Source organism: Serratia sp. CY43202 (genome assembly GCF_052168755.1).
In the GTDB taxonomy this organism is placed as follows: domain Bacteria; phylum Pseudomonadota; class Gammaproteobacteria; order Enterobacterales; family Enterobacteriaceae; genus Serratia; species Serratia bockelmannii.
Window position 1 is genome coordinate 99,130 of record NZ_JBJNMB010000001.1, and the last position, 13,442, is coordinate 112,571.

15 protein-coding genes and 1 tRNA gene are annotated in these 13,442 nt (G+C 59.0%); 14 read left to right on the forward strand and 2 right to left on the reverse strand.

Features of this window, described 5'->3' with window-relative positions; translation table 11 throughout:
• The first annotated feature begins 59 nt into the window (after positions 1-59).
• The 4 genes from ACJ8J5_RS00525 to ACJ8J5_RS00540 all read left to right on the forward strand — a co-directional run bounded on the left by ACJ8J5_RS00525 (position 60) and on the right by ACJ8J5_RS00540 (position 4,033).
• Positions 60-1,031: a TIGR04086 family membrane protein gene (locus tag ACJ8J5_RS00525; protein ID WP_043140216.1), complete on the forward strand. Its 972-nt coding sequence runs from the start codon at positions 60-62 to the stop codon at positions 1,029-1,031.
• Between the two features lie 64 nt (positions 1,032-1,095).
• Positions 1,096-1,254, forward strand: a complete 159-nt coding sequence (locus ACJ8J5_RS00530; protein WP_230201404.1) for a hypothetical protein — start codon at positions 1,096-1,098, stop codon at positions 1,252-1,254.
• A 683-nt stretch (positions 1,255-1,937) separates the two neighbouring features.
• Positions 1,938-2,738: a helix-turn-helix domain-containing protein gene (locus ACJ8J5_RS00535; RefSeq protein WP_197770101.1), complete on the forward strand. Its 801-nt coding sequence runs from the start codon at positions 1,938-1,940 to the stop codon at positions 2,736-2,738.
• Between the two features lie 20 nt (positions 2,739-2,758).
• Positions 2,759-4,033, forward strand: coding sequence for a lactonase family protein (locus ACJ8J5_RS00540; RefSeq protein ID WP_414105044.1), 1,275 nt, complete (start codon positions 2,759-2,761; stop codon positions 4,031-4,033).
• A gap of 93 nt (positions 4,034-4,126) precedes the next feature.
• On the opposite strand, the gene ACJ8J5_RS00545 is transcribed toward ACJ8J5_RS00540, so the two are convergent.
• Together ACJ8J5_RS00545 and ACJ8J5_RS00550 are read right to left on the reverse strand one after the other, a co-directional pair.
• Positions 4,127-4,201, reverse strand: a tRNA-Arg gene (locus tag ACJ8J5_RS00545).
• 129 nt (positions 4,202-4,330) lie between these two features.
• Positions 4,331-5,257: a formate/nitrite transporter family protein gene (locus ACJ8J5_RS00550; RefSeq protein WP_049207362.1), complete on the reverse strand. Its 927-nt coding sequence runs from the start codon at positions 5,255-5,257 to the stop codon at positions 4,331-4,333.
• Positions 5,258-5,486: 229 nt separating this feature from the next.
• Between ACJ8J5_RS00550 and ccmA the strand changes: the two genes are divergently transcribed.
• From ccmA to mlaA, 10 genes are all read left to right on the forward strand, one after another.
• Positions 5,487-6,119 (forward strand): cytochrome c biogenesis heme-transporting ATPase CcmA, encoded by a 633-nt coding sequence (gene ccmA, locus ACJ8J5_RS00555; protein WP_015378626.1) that lies wholly within the window; start codon positions 5,487-5,489, stop codon positions 6,117-6,119.
• Positions 6,119-6,778: a heme exporter protein CcmB gene (gene ccmB / locus ACJ8J5_RS00560; RefSeq protein WP_025303731.1), complete on the forward strand. Its 660-nt coding sequence runs from the start codon at positions 6,119-6,121 to the stop codon at positions 6,776-6,778. Before ccmA ends, ccmB begins: the two co-directional genes overlap by 1 nt.
• 120 nt (positions 6,779-6,898) lie before the next feature.
• Positions 6,899-7,636 (forward strand): heme ABC transporter permease, encoded by a 738-nt coding sequence (locus tag ACJ8J5_RS00565; RefSeq protein ID WP_004936270.1) that lies wholly within the window; start codon positions 6,899-6,901, stop codon positions 7,634-7,636.
• Positions 7,633-7,869 (forward strand): heme exporter protein CcmD, encoded by a 237-nt coding sequence (gene ccmD / locus ACJ8J5_RS00570; protein ID WP_025303729.1) that lies wholly within the window; start codon positions 7,633-7,635, stop codon positions 7,867-7,869. Before ACJ8J5_RS00565 ends, ccmD begins: the two co-directional genes overlap by 4 nt.
• The gene (gene ccmE, locus ACJ8J5_RS00575; protein ID WP_004936264.1) at positions 7,866-8,360 is read left to right on the forward strand and encodes a cytochrome c maturation protein CcmE; all 495 of its coding nucleotides are present in this window, start codon (positions 7,866-7,868) and stop codon (positions 8,358-8,360) included. Before ccmD ends, ccmE begins: the two co-directional genes overlap by 4 nt.
• Positions 8,357-10,327: a heme lyase CcmF/NrfE family subunit gene (locus ACJ8J5_RS00580; RefSeq protein WP_025303728.1), complete on the forward strand. Its 1,971-nt coding sequence runs from the start codon at positions 8,357-8,359 to the stop codon at positions 10,325-10,327. Before ccmE ends, ACJ8J5_RS00580 begins: the two co-directional genes overlap by 4 nt.
• Positions 10,324-10,875 carry a DsbE family thiol:disulfide interchange protein gene (locus ACJ8J5_RS00585; RefSeq protein ID WP_015378623.1) on the forward strand — a complete coding sequence of 184 codons (552 nt, stop codon included), beginning with the start codon at positions 10,324-10,326 and terminating at the stop codon, positions 10,873-10,875. The genes ACJ8J5_RS00580 and ACJ8J5_RS00585 overlap by 4 nt, the downstream gene beginning before the upstream one ends.
• Complete coding sequence (locus ACJ8J5_RS00590) at positions 10,872-11,339, forward strand: cytochrome c-type biogenesis protein (protein WP_414105045.1); 468 nt, start codon at positions 10,872-10,874, stop codon at positions 11,337-11,339. Before ACJ8J5_RS00585 ends, ACJ8J5_RS00590 begins: the two co-directional genes overlap by 4 nt.
• The gene (gene ccmI / locus ACJ8J5_RS00595; RefSeq protein ID WP_414105046.1) at positions 11,339-12,553 is read left to right on the forward strand and encodes a c-type cytochrome biogenesis protein CcmI; all 1,215 of its coding nucleotides are present in this window, start codon (positions 11,339-11,341) and stop codon (positions 12,551-12,553) included. The genes ACJ8J5_RS00590 and ccmI overlap by 1 nt, the downstream gene beginning before the upstream one ends.
• 28 nt (positions 12,554-12,581) lie before the next feature.
• Entirely contained in the window at positions 12,582-13,340 is a 759-nt protein-coding gene (mlaA, locus tag ACJ8J5_RS00600; RefSeq protein ID WP_049200138.1) for a phospholipid-binding lipoprotein MlaA, read from the forward strand.
• Positions 13,341-13,442 lie beyond the last annotated feature (102 nt).

The window sequence follows — 13,442 nt, forward strand, 5'->3', positions numbered from 1 at the left end:
GTCTGCGCGGTTATCCACCGTGCGTGCAATCACTTGTCCAGAAAATATAAGGAACAACGATGACCACTGTCTATGAATCAAATCGCTTTGCGTTTCAGGTGTCATGGGGCTCGATATTGGCCGGGAGTGCCGTGGCGCTGGTGACTTATCTTATCTTCAGCGTGCTGGGTACGGCTATCGGTGCCCAGGCCGTGGATATGATGCAAAAGGGCAATCCGCTGAGCGGTTTTGGCACCGGCACCGGGATCTGGCTGCTGGTTTCCACGCTGGCATCGCTGGCCGCCGGTGCGTTCGTCGCCGGACGCACTGCGCCGAACCGCGGCGGTTTGCATGGCCTGCTGAGCTGGGCGATCACCACCTTGCTGACCACCTGGCTGATGGTTTCATTAGCAAGCGGCGTGGTGGGGCTGGCGGGCAGCGCGGTGGGTAAAGGGCTCTCGCTGGCGGGCAGCGGCCTGGCGGCGGCAGCGCCAAACGTGGGTGAAGGCCTCAAGCAACAGCTGGATAAAAAGGGTATCAGCCTGGACTGGGGAAGCCTGGAGAATCAGTTGAACGCCACGCTCAAGCAGACCGGCAAGCCGGAATTGGATCCGGCTCGGTTGGAACAGAAGGCCGATAGGGCGACCGCCGACGGCAAGCAATCAGCCATGGACGCGGCTGCCGATCCGGCGCAGGCCGCTACCGAGCTTAAGCAGTGGTTCGAACGCGTCAAGCAGTCCGGTGAGCCGACGTTGAGTGCGGCCGACAAGGATGCGTTGGTGAATATCGTTGCGGCACGCACCGGCAAGAGCCGTGATGAAGCGAGCCAAATCGTCGATAACTACGCCCAGGCTTATCAGCAGGCGGTGCAGAAGGTGGAAAAACTCAAGGCCGAGGCCGAGCAGAAAGCGCGCGAAGCGGCTGATGAAGCGGCCAAACAACTGTCTCGCGCCGCATGGGGCTCACTGCTGATACTGCTGTTGGGTGCTGCGCTGAGCGCCGGCGTGGGGCGGATTGCCGAATCAACCCGCCGTACCGTCGCGGTAAGTTGAGATGAGGAAAAACCTGTCTTGCATCTCGCTGAACTATCGAAAAGTGGCGGGAGCGTCTGCTCCCGTGCTCGTCATCGATTTTTGCAACGAGAACAACGAGCGCTACACCTTGCGCTACAACCTGCCGCCGGATACCCCGGAACGCACCGAGCGGCGGGTATCTTTGCTGCTGTATCTGTTGCGCAAGCACCGATCGGCAGAGATCGACAACCTGGCTGATTAATCAGTCCGTTAATGAAAAGCCCGGCCTGGCGAGCCGGGCTTTTTGCCGTGCTGTGGCAACAAAGCACGGGTATGCAGACACGGCACTGTTACGAGGGAAGAGCGAGGCATAAATGGTGCCCCAATTGGCGTGGAGGGTAACGTAGGGCATCGAACAAGGTTTGTTGAAACATCGATTCTGCTTTGTATGGGAAAAGATAAAAAAGAAACGCGCTATGAAGCTCTGCGATTATCTGGCCCGAGGTTAAGGCCTTGCGTTTATCCACCGCATCCTCCCTCGACATTGTTCCTACTTCTTCGCATTAGGTTCAATAATTTTATCAGCCGACCAAACAATAAATTCACGATTTAATTTGTGATGATGAAATTCCTATTCGGCCATGCCAGTGGAGTATAAAAAAACACGTTAAGATAAAACAATTGGCAAAAAGTGTGATTCTCCCTAGAGATGTAAATGCATCTTTGACGGGAGCATTTTATGTGGGTTGTTTTTGTTTTGCCGTTTTTTTGCGGGTGGATTTATATAACATGATCATTTTCAGTTATTTAAGTAATGGCTTTTCCTATGCCGCAAAAATGGCGCTGCCAAGGTGATTTTTTTTAGGATTAATCTTAATGACTTGGTTTGGTTGGTTAACGATTTTAATGAAAAGGACACAATTTTTATAAAGGCAGGGAGCGCACATGGACTATCGGAAAGATATTCTTTTACAGGTATTAGAGTATATGGAGAAGAATATTATAGAGGGGCTTTCCGTCGAGAAAGTGTCTATTATCTCAGGGTATTCTAAATGGCATTTGCAACGGCTGTTTAAACATTATTTTGGTATGACGCTCGGAACTTATATCAGGCACAGAAAGCTGAGCCGATCCGCAATTTTGCTTAAACAACATCAAGGGAACATACTGGATGTCGCCTTGGCATCGGGCTTTGCCTCTCAGCAATGTTACACGCGGGCATTCAAACGTTTCTTTGGCGAAACGCCCAACAGCTTTAGAAACAGCCGGGGATGGGATTTCTCCATCCAGATCCCACCGTATGGCAATGACAATAAGCCCTATTTTTATCACACGGTCATGCCGGATGATATTGAGTTGTTAAAGCAGTACAAAGCATTGATTTTCCATTCCATAAGGAAATACAGAGATGCCAGTGACATTACGCAGACTAATGAAAAATGGTTAAGCAAGAATGGAAAAGCTTATGGTGTGGAAAAAACCAGAGCGGGTAAATGGCATTCAAATGGTAAGGAACAAGAGGTTTTCCACTCTATTTTTAACTTCTACATACCCAGAGGGAAATATATTGTTATTCCCTTTATGGGAGCGTTGCCTGAGTACATTGATTTTTTTGAAAACATCTATGACGCTTACCTGCCGGCCATTAATGTCAAGATGAGGGAAAGCTTTTTTATTGAGCTATATAGAAACGAGCATTTAAACAGCGAAGTTGTTAATGTCGATATACTGATTCCTGTGGTGTAGCGTTGAGAAAAGGAGACATCATGAGTGTAGAGAAATCCCCCGGTTCAATGAATAAACACCATTACGCTTTCGGTATGCTACCTTTAACGTTGTCTGTGTCTGGCAGGGTGAACGTTGCCGGTTTAGGCTGGCAGGTCATTCAATTAATGCTGGCATTAACTCTCTTCATGTTTTCAGGAAATGCGATGGCCAATAATCGGGAGCATCAACAAATAGCGTTAGTCGGTACCTGGACCCATATTCCGGATGCGCCCGCGGTGCAGAAACCGGCGTTCCCCAGTGAAGGGCTCTATCGTCTGAGGGTAAATGTCGACGGCACGTTAACGCTGCTCAATGTTATCAAGATGAAAAGCCCGTCATGGATCGCAAAATCTCGCGATGGTCGTTTCGCCTATGTCACCAATGAAGAGGATGCGGGAACGGTGACCGCCTTGGCAATAGACGACGCAGGCAGCGTGCGGGTGCTGAATACGGTGAGCAGTGCGGGCCAGCAGCCGACGCATGCCACACTCAGCCCGGACGGTAAGTTTCTGTTTGTCGCCAACTACTCCGTCGCCAAAGGAGGCGCGGGGGTGACGGTATTGCCGATTCGCAGCGACGGCACACTGGGTGAACGCGTGCAGCATTACCCGTTTATACCCGGCTCCGGCATCGTGCAGGGGCGCCAGGAAGGCGGGCATGCGCACTCCACCACCTTCAGCCGCGATGGCCAATACCTGTACGCGGCGGATCTCGGCGGCGATAAGTTGCACGCCTACCGCTATCGCCCGGATAACGCGCAGCCGCTGCAGGCGGATGCTTCGCGCGATGTCGGCTTTGCGCCCGGCGCCGGTCCACGGCACATGGTGTTCTCGCCAGAAGGCGAATATGCGTATGTCATCACTGAAATGGCGGGCGAGATCGAGGCGTTTGCCGTCAGCGATCATCGATTGACGCGGCAAGGGAAAGTGAAACTGAACGGCGGCCTCGATTCGGCGGAGGAGAGAAGCGGCGGGGCTATTATCCTGAGCCCGAGCGGCAGATATCTTATTGCCACCCATCGCGGTACCGATAACCACCTGCTGGTATTTAAAATAGGCAGGGACGGTCTGCCAGGCGTGCCGACGCGCTATGAGGCCGGCGGCATTGAACCGCGGGCGCTCGCTTTTGATGCCGGGGGCCGCTACCTCTATGTCACGAATGTGTTCACCAATAGCGTTACGCTGTTCGATTTCGATGATGAGAAGGGTGAGTTGCAGGCCAGAGGTGAAGCGGCGGCGATTTCAACGCCGACGGATATCAAGTTTTTCAATTAATGCCCATCATAAGGCGCGGGAGAAACCGGGTCTGAACAGGGGAAAAGGGGAATTGCGGGTGCAGATGATGGGGAATGGCTTGATGAGAAAGAATGGTGTCCCCGACTGGAATCGAACCAGTAACTAGCCCTTAGGAGGGGCTTGTTATATCCGTTTAACTACGGGGACGCTGCGGACCGGCAACCGAAGCTGCCGGGGCATTATACCTTTTTTTACCCGCAGAATAAGCGCTTAGCGGCGCGTTTGCTCAATACCTCGCCAGTTCGCGCCGAAATTTCCTCGGCTAACCGACGGCGATCACGGTTTTTCCCCGCCGTGGCGCCGTTTTTCCTCTTGCAGCCGCGCCGCCTTATTTTTGGCGCTCAAATCGTTGCGGATTTGCGCGTGGCTGATCAGCGCAAAGATAAAGGTGCCGCCGATGATGTTGCCCGCCAGCGTCGGCAGGGCGAACGGATAAACGAATGCTTGCCAGCCAATCGCGCCGTTGAACACCAGATACAGGATCTCTACCGAGCCGACCACGATATGCGTCAAATCGCAAATCGCCACCAGGTAGGTCATCAACACGATCACCCAAATTTTCGCCGCGCCGGCGGCCGGGAACATCCATACCATGGTGGCGATGATCCAGCCGGCCAGGATGCCGTTGGCGAACATTTCTCCCGGCGTATGGCGCATCACCTCTTCGCCCAGGCTGATGAAGGCGCGGCGCGTTTCGGCGTCGAACAGCGGCATATGGGTAAACGCCAGCGCCGCCAGCGCGGTGCCGATCAGATTGCCGAGCAGCACCACGCCCCACAGGCGCAGCAGGATAAGCAGGTTGCGCGGCGTGGGTTTATGCATAATGGGCAGCACCGCCGTGACGGTGTTTTCGGTAAACAGCTGCTGGCGCGCCATGATGACAATGATAAAACCGAAGGTGTAGCCGAGGTTCTCAATGAAAAAGCGGCTGGGATCGTCCGGCAAGCGGGCGTGGAAAATGCCTTTCGCCGCCAGCGAGGCGCCCATCGACAGCCCGGCGGCAATCGCCGACCACAGCAGCGCCAGCCCGTCGCGCTCCAGCTCTTTTTCGCCTTCCATTCGGATCTGTTCATGCACCGCCGCCGCGCGTGACGGCAGATTCTCTTCCCTGACTTCGATTTCGCGTTTGCCCTGTTCCTGCTCTTCGCTCTCTACCTGCATTGTCTCATCCGGCTCGTGCTGCTGGCGTTGCTGGTCGTTCATGCTGTCGCTCCTGCTCAATAAGGGTGAGGTCACGTCATTAAGCGTAGTTGCCCGGCCAAAATGCGGCGAAATACAGAAAAAGGTAACAAGAGTTAAAATCCGCCGATTTTTTCCACGCATTCTTGATCCTGCTCGCCATATTGGCCCCTCGGCGCGCCCGCCGCAGGCTGCGTGTGGGGAAAGGCTTATGCTATGATTCGCTATCCCAAAGAAAAATATGAGTTCCCTGATGCTGGAAGCCAAAAGTCTGAGTTGCGTGCGCGATGAGCGCATCCTGTTTAGCGAGCTAAGCTTTTCAGTTCAGCCGGGCGATATCATTCAGGTAGAAGGGCCGAACGGCGCGGGCAAGACCAGTTTGCTGCGCATCCTCGCCGGTCTGGCGCGGCCGGACGGCGGTGAGGTGTGCTGGCGCGGGCGCAACACGCTGCGCGATCGCGCGGCGTATCAGCAAGATTTGCTGTTTATCGGCCATCAACCGGGCATCAAAGCCGTATTGACACCCTTCGAAAATCTGCAGTTTTATCAGGCGGTGCGCGGCGCGGCCGAGCATCAGGCCATCTGGCGCGCGCTGGAGCAGGTCGGGTTGGTGGGGTACGAGGATCTGCCGGTGGCGCAGCTTTCGGCCGGGCAGCAGCGGCGGGTGGCGCTGGCGCGATTGTGGCTCAGCGCGGCGCCGCTGTGGATCCTCGATGAACCCTTGACGGCGATCGATAAACAGGGCGTAGCCGAGTTGATTAGCCTTTTTGAACAACATGCGCAGCGTGGCGGCATGGTATTGTTGACCACGCATCAGGATTTGGCCGGCGTCAGCCAAACGGTGGGCAAAATTCGTTTGGCGGAACACGACGCGGGGAGTTTGTGATGTTTTTGACTCTGGTGCGTCGCGAATTGAAGATCGCCTGCCGTAAAGGGTCGGAGATCGTCAACCCGCTGTGGTTTTTCCTGATTGTGATCACGCTGTTCCCGCTGGGGATTGGCCCTGAACCGCAGCTGCTGGCGCGGATTGCGCCGGGCATCGTGTGGGTGGCGGCGCTGCTGGCCTCGCTGCTGTCGCTGGAGCGGCTGTTTCGCGACGACTTTCTCGACGGTTCGCTGGAGCAGCTGTTGCTGCTGCCGACGCCGCTGCCGATGACGGTGCTGGGCAAAGTGTGTGCTCACTGGGTCGTGACGGGATTGCCGCTGCTGATCCTGTCGCCGCTGGTGGCGCTGCTGTTGTCGCTCGATATGCAAACCTGGCTGGCGGTGGCGGGTACGCTGCTGCTCGGCACGCCGACGCTGAGCCTGATCGGCGCTATCGGCGTGGGGTTGACCGTCGGCTTGCGCAAAGGGGGCGTGCTGCTCAGCCTGCTGGTGCTGCCGCTGTATATCCCGGTGCTGATCTTCGCCACCGGCGCGATCGACGCCGCCTCGATGGGCATGCCGATTGACGGTTACCTGGCGATACTCGGTGCGATGCTGGCGGGCAGCGTGACATTGGCACCGTTTGCCACCGCAGCGGCGCTGCGAGTGAGCGTGCACTAGCTAACGTATTGAATGAACAGACGGGGCAAGGCCGACAAGAGCGTACCCTGCAGAAGATTTTCGCCGTTTCGATCGCTCGGGGCGGCCGACGCATAAAAATTACCGTGAGCACTGACGACAATGTGGAAATGGTTACATCAACTGGCGCGGCCTGAACGGCTGTATCACGTCTGCGGCCGCTTTATCCCCTGGCTGGGGCTGGCGGCGGCGGCCTGCCTGCTGCTTGGCTGGGCATGGGGCTTTGGTTTCGCGCCGAAGGATTATCAGCAGGGCGACAGCTTCCGCATCATTTATATTCACGTGCCGGCGGCCATGTGGTCGATGGGCATCTATGCCTCGATGGCGGTGGCGGCGTTTATCGGCCTGGTGTGGCAGATGAAAATGTCCGATACCGTGGTGGCGGCGATGGCGCCGATCGGCGCGGTGTTCACCTTTATCGCGCTGGTGACCGGCTCCGCCTGGGGCAAGCCGATGTGGGGCACCTGGTGGGTGTGGGACGCGCGGCTGACCTCCGAGCTGGTGCTGCTGTTCCTTTATATGGGCGTCATCGCGCTGTATAACGCTTTCGAAGACCGCCGCCTGGCGGGCCGGGCCGCCGGCATTCTGGTGCTGGTGGGCGTGGTGAACATTCCGATCATCCATTTCTCCGTCGAATGGTGGAATACGCTGCATCAGGGCTCGACCAACATGCAGCAATCCATCGCGCCCAGCATGCGCACCCCGCTGCGCTGGGCGATCCTCGGCTACCTGCTGTTGTTCGTTACGTTGACGCTGATGCGTCTGCGCAATTTGATTCTGTTCCAGGAGCGCCAGCGCCCGTGGGTTGCCGGGCTGGTGAATAAGGAGCGTCAGTCATGAATGCCGCATTCGATTCCTGGCCGGCGTTTTTCGCCATGGGCGGTTATGCCTTCTATGTCTGGCTGGCGGTCGCCGTCACGCTGATTTCGCTGTTGGGGCTGGTGGCACACACCGTCTGGCAGCGGCGGCAGTTGCTCGCCGAGATCGGCCGCCGTCAGGCGCGCGAGCGGCGCATTCGCCATGCGCAACAATCAAAACAAAAATCCGCCGCACCGCGGGAGAAATCATTGTGAATCCACGTCGTAAAAGCCGCCTTTATCTGGCGATCGTTGTGCTGATCGGCATTGCGCTGACCGCAACCCTGATGCTGTACGCGCTGCGCTCCAACATCGATCTGTTCTATACCCCGGGTGAAATCCTGCAGGGCAAGGGCGAAAATCATGAGAAGCCCGAGGTCGGCCAGCGGCTGCGTATCGGCGGCATGGTGATGCCCGGCTCGGTGAAACGCGATCCCAATACGCTGCAGGTCAGCTTCAAGATTTACGACGCGCGCGGCGCGATCGGCGTGACCTACACCGGCATTCTGCCGGACCTGTTCCGCGAAGGGCAGGGCGTGGTGGCGCAGGGCGTGCTGGGCGAGGGAAACGTGGTCAATGCGCGCGAAGTGCTGGCCAAGCACGACGAGAAATACACGCCGCCAGAAGTGGCCGACGCGATGAAAGAGAATCACAAAGGGCCGGCGGAAGCGTATAACGCGCCGCAGGCGGAGGGTGCCAAGTCATGATGCCGGAACTGGGCAGTTTTCTGCTGTGCCTGGCGCTGGCGATCGCGCTGTTGCTGAGCATCTACCCGCAGTGGGGCGCGGCGCGGCAGGACAGCCGCATGATGGCGGTGGCCCGGCCGCTGACCTATGGCATGTTCGCGGCGATTGCGCTGGCGTTCCTGTGCCTGGTGCATGCCTTCGTGGTCAACGACTTTACCGTCGCCTACGTGGCCACCAACTCCAATACCCAACTGCCGGTGTATTACCGCATCGCCGCCACCTGGGGGGCGCACGAAGGTTCGCTGCTGCTGTGGGTGCTGCTGCTGAGTTGCTGGTCGCTGGCGGTGGCGTTGTGCAGCCGGGCGATGCCGCAGGACGCGGTGGCGCGGGTGCTGTCGGTGATGGGCATGATCACCGCCGGTTTCCTGCTGTTCATCATCATGACCTCCAACCCGTTCACCCGCACGCTGCCGAACTTCCCGATCGACGGCAGCGATCTCAACCCGCTGCTGCAGGATATCGGCCTGATTTTCCACCCGCCGCTGCTGTACATGGGCTATGTCGGCTTCTCGGTCGCCTTCGCGTTCGCCATCGCCTCGTTGATGGCCGGCCGGCTCGACACCGCCTGGGCGCGCTGGTCACGCCCGTGGACTACAGCCGCCTGGGTGTTCCTCACGCTGGGCATCGTGCTCGGATCGGCCTGGGCCTACTATGAGTTGGGCTGGGGCGGTTGGTGGTTCTGGGATCCGGTGGAGAACGCCTCCTTTATGCCGTGGCTGGCCGGCACCGCGCTGATGCATTCGCTGGCGGTGACCGAGAAACGCGGCACGTTCAAAGCCTGGACGGTGCTGCTGGCGATCACCGCCTTCTCGCTGTGCCTGCTGGGCACCTTCCTGGTGCGCTCCGGCGTGCTGGTCTCGGTGCACTCCTTCGCCTCCGACCCGGCGCGCGGCATGTTTATTCTCGCCTATCTGGTGATCGTCATCGGCGGTTCGCTGCTGCTGTACGCGGTCAAGGGCGGCCAGGTGCGTAGCCGTGTACAGCACGAGACCTTCTCGCGCGAGACCTTCCTGCTGGGCAACAACGTGCTGCTGATCGCCGCCATGCTGGTGGTGCTGTTGGGCACGCTGCTGCCGCTGGTGCACAAACAGCTGGGGCTGGGCAGCATTTCGATCGGCGAGCCGTTCTTCAATACCATGTTCACCTGGCTGATGGCGCCGCTGGCGCTGCTGTTGGGCATTGGGCCGCTGGTGCGCTGGCGCCGCGATGAGCCGCGCAAGCTGTGGCGGCGCCTCGGCGTAGCGCTGCTGGCGACGCTGGTGCTGTCGATTCTGCTGCCGTGGCTGCTGCAGGACAGCATCGCCGGCATGACGGTGGTGGGCCTGATCATGGCACTGTGGGTGATCATCCTGACGCTGATGGAGCTGCATGAGCGCGCCACCCATCGTCACGGTTTCTGGCGCGGCCTGCGACAGCTGTCCCGCAGCCACTGGGGCATGGTGCTCGGCCACCTCGGCGTGGCGGTGACGGTGATCGGCATCGCCTTCAGCCAGAACTACAGCGTGGAGCGTGACGTGCGGATGAAGGCCGGCGACAGCGTGGATATCCACAATTATCATTTCGTGTTCCGCGACGTGCACGACATCCGCGGCCCGAACTACAGCGGCGGCGTCGGTATCATCGACGTGACGCGCAACGGCAAGCCGGAGGCGACGCTGCATGCGGAGAAACGCTACTACAGCGTGGCGCGCAGCATGATGACCGAGGCGGCGATCGACGGCGGGTTCAGCCGCGATCTGTACGCGGCGCTGGGCGAGGAGCTGGAAGACGGCTCCTGGGCGGTGCGCCTGTATTACAAACCCTTCGTGCGCTGGATCTGGTTCGGCGGCGTCTTTATGGCGATCGGCGGCCTGCTGTGCATTCTCGACCCGCGTTATCGCATGAGCAAAAAGCTCAAGCGCGAAGGCAAGCTGGAGGCGCAATCATGAAGCGTAAGCTGCTGTTTATCCCGTTGGTGCTCTTCCTGCTGCTGGTGGCGGCCCTGATGGTGCAACTGACGCGCAACGCCGGCGGCGAAGATCCGACCATGCTGGAGTCGGCGCTGATCGGCAAACCGGTGCCGACCTTCAGGCTGGAATCGCTGGATCAGCCCGGCAAAACCTACGATCAGGCGGTGCTGCGCGACGGCAAGCCGATATTGCTCAACGTCTGGGCCACCTGGTGCCCGACCTGCCGCGCGGAGCACCAGTATCTCAATACGCTGGCGGCGCGCGGCGTGCGGGTGGTCGGCCTGAACTATAAAGACGATCGTGCCAAGGCGGTGACCTGGCTGAATTCCCTCGGCAATCCCTATGCGCTCAGCCTGTACGACGGCGACGGCATGCTGGGGTTGGATCTCGGGGTGTACGGCGCGCCTGAGACCTTCCTTATCGACGGCCAGGGGATCATTCGCTATCGCCACGCCGGCGACATGAACGAGCGCGTCTGGCAGCAGGAAGTGCTGCCGCTGTATAAAAAGTACGGGGGTGAGGCATGAGGCCGATTGTTCTGCTGTGTGCCGCACTGCTGAGCTGGAGCGCCGCCGCGGCGATCGATACCTATCGCTTCAACTCCGTCGAGCAAGAGCAGCAGTATCGCGAGTTGACCGAACAGCTGCGCTGCCCGAAATGTCAAAACAACAGCATTGCCGATTCCAACGCCATCATCGCCGCCGACATGCGCACCAAGGTGTACGAACTGATGATGCAGGGGCAAAACAAGCAGCAGATTATCGATTACATGGTGGCGCGTTATGGCAACTTCGTCACCTACGAGCCGCCGGTAACGCCGGCGACGCTGATCTTGTGGATCGGCCCGCTGCTGTTCGTATTGATCGGCGGGGCGGTGGTGATCCTGCGCACCTGTCGGCGGCCCGATGCAGCGGCGGATGATGCATTCTCCGAACGGGAACGGCAGCGCCTGGCGGCGCTGTTGCAAGAGACTGACAGGAAGAAACCCTAATGGCTTTTTGGCTGATTATTTGTGTGTTGTTGGCCGGCGCCGCCGCGTTGCTGGTGGTGCCGGCGATGCGCCACGGCAAGCAGAGCGCCGCCACGCGCGATGCGTTGAACAAGGCGTTTTATCAGGATCGCCTCAGCGAGCTGGAGCAGGATGAGCAGCAGGGCGTGGTGGCCGAGCGCCCGGAGCTGGTCAAAGAGCTGCAACAGAACCTGTTGAACGACATCCCGGCCGAGCAGATGGTGCAGGCGAAGCCGATCAACCGCTGGGCGCTGGTGCCGGGCGTGGTGTTACTGCTGGCGGTGACCGTTGGCTTTTATCTGAAAACCGGCGGGTTGGCGCAGGTGCTGGACTGGCGCCTGGTGCAGGCGCAAATGCCGGAATTGCGCGAGCGCGTCGCCAATGAGCGCGCCAAACCGCTGAGCATGGAAGAGATCGCCCGCCTCGGGCTGGGGCTGCGCACCGCGCTGCAGCAGGACGATCGCAACATCAACGACTGGATGATGCTGGGGCGGGTCGGCATGGCGCTGAACAACGCCACCACCGCCACGCAGGCGTTTGCCCATGCTTATCAATTGGATCCGAATAGTCTGGAAGTGCGGCTCGGCTATGCCGAGGTCTTGACGCGATCCAACGATCCGGAGGATAACAAGCAGGCGACGCAGCTGTTGCGGCGCATGATCGCGGAAAATCACGGCGATCCGCGGGTGCTGAGCCTGCTGGCGTTCAATGCCTTCGAACAGGGCGACTTCAAGCAGGCGATAGGCGCCTGGCAGGTGATGCTGCAGCTGCTGCCGGCCAACGATCCGCGCGCGGAAGTGATAAAGCGCAGCATTGCACAAGCAAAAGCCCAGGCCGGCGGAGAAACTGTTAAACTGAATGTGACCGTTTCGCTGTCACCGCAGGCGGCGAAAGCCCTGCCGACGCAGGGGACGCTGGTCATCTCGGTGACCGACGGCGTCAGCCCGGTGCCGGTGGCGGTAAAACAATTGCCGCTGAGCCGTTTTCCGCTGTCTTTCTCTCTGGATGACAGCAACGCCATGATGCCCGAGCGTCTACTCTCGGCACAGCATCAGGTGCAGGTGCGTGTGCGCCTCTCACAGGACGGATTGGCCACGCCGCAGCCGGGAGACTGGTTCGGCGAAAGCTCGCTGCAGACATTCAGCGGTAAAGAGCAGGTTAGCGTTCAGATAAACAAGCAGGTCAATGAAAAATAAGACCGAACGTGTTTTTATGGAGAAAAATATGAACTTTCGCCTGACTGGGGTGGCATTCGCAACGGTATTATTGGTGGGCTGTGCCAGCGCGCCAGACAAAGATCCGCAAGGGCGTTCCGATCCTTTGGAAGGATTTAACCGGACGATGTTCGACTTCAACTACAACGTCCTGGATCCTTATATCCTGCGCCCGGTCGCGGTGGCCTGGCGCGACTACGTGCCGATGCCGGCGCGTAACGGCATCAGCAACTTCACCTCTAACCTGGAAGAGCCGGCCAGCATGGTCAACGCCTTCCTGAAGGGCGATCCTTACCGCGGGATGATCCACTTCAACCGTTTCTTCCTGAATACCCTGCTCGGGATGGGCGGCCTGATCGACGTGGCCGGCATGGCCAACCCGAAACTGGCGCGCGAAGAACCCAACCGCTTCGGCAGCACGCTGGGCCATTACGATGTGGGTTACGGCCCGTACGTGATGTTGCCGGGCTACGGCAGCTTCACGCTGCGTGACGAAGGCGGCGACTTTGCGGATACGCTGTATCCGATGCTGAGCTACCTGACCTTCTGGATGTCGGCGGGCAAGTGGGTGGTCGAGGGGATCGAAACCCGCGCCCAGCTGCTGGATTCCGATGGTCTGCTGCGCAACTCTTCCGATCCTTACATCATGGTGCGCGAAGCTTACTTCCAGCGCCACGATTTCATCGCCAACGGCGGTTCGCTCAAGCCGGAAGAGAACCCGAACGCCAAGGCGATTCAGGGCGAACTGGACGAGATCGACTCGCAGTAATCACGGGCGTTACGCCAATGAAAACCCGCCGTCAGGCGGGTTTTTTTATGCCGGCGGCAAGCGGCGGGCAAAAAAAAGCGCCCCGAGGGGCGCTTTGGCTTC

Coding starts and splice junctions, on each gene's coding strand:
- ccmA (WP_015378626.1), top strand. CDS start 5,487: ATGCTGGAAGCCAAAAGTCTGAGTTGCGTGCGCGATGAGCGCATCCTG.
- ACJ8J5_RS00580 (WP_025303728.1), top strand. CDS start 8,357: ATGATGCCGGAACTGGGCAGTTTTCTGCTGTGCCTGGCGCTGGCGATC.
- ACJ8J5_RS00590 (WP_414105045.1), top strand. CDS start 10,872: ATGAGGCCGATTGTTCTGCTGTGTGCCGCACTGCTGAGCTGGAGCGCC.
- ccmB (WP_025303731.1), top strand. CDS start 6,119: ATGTTTTTGACTCTGGTGCGTCGCGAATTGAAGATCGCCTGCCGTAAA.
- ccmI (WP_414105046.1), top strand. CDS start 11,339: ATGGCTTTTTGGCTGATTATTTGTGTGTTGTTGGCCGGCGCCGCCGCG.
- ACJ8J5_RS00540 (WP_414105044.1), top strand. CDS start 2,759: ATGAGTGTAGAGAAATCCCCCGGTTCAATGAATAAACACCATTACGCT.
- ACJ8J5_RS00585 (WP_015378623.1), top strand. CDS start 10,324: ATGAAGCGTAAGCTGCTGTTTATCCCGTTGGTGCTCTTCCTGCTGCTG.
- mlaA (WP_049200138.1), top strand. CDS start 12,582: ATGAACTTTCGCCTGACTGGGGTGGCATTCGCAACGGTATTATTGGTG.
- ccmD (WP_025303729.1), top strand. CDS start 7,633: ATGAATGCCGCATTCGATTCCTGGCCGGCGTTTTTCGCCATGGGCGGT.
- ACJ8J5_RS00525 (WP_043140216.1), top strand. CDS start 60: ATGACCACTGTCTATGAATCAAATCGCTTTGCGTTTCAGGTGTCATGG.
- ACJ8J5_RS00550 (WP_049207362.1), bottom strand. CDS start 5,257: ATGAACGACCAGCAACGCCAGCAGCACGAGCCGGATGAGACAATGCAG.
- ACJ8J5_RS00535 (WP_197770101.1), top strand. CDS start 1,938: ATGGACTATCGGAAAGATATTCTTTTACAGGTATTAGAGTATATGGAG.
- ACJ8J5_RS00565 (WP_004936270.1), top strand. CDS start 6,899: ATGTGGAAATGGTTACATCAACTGGCGCGGCCTGAACGGCTGTATCAC.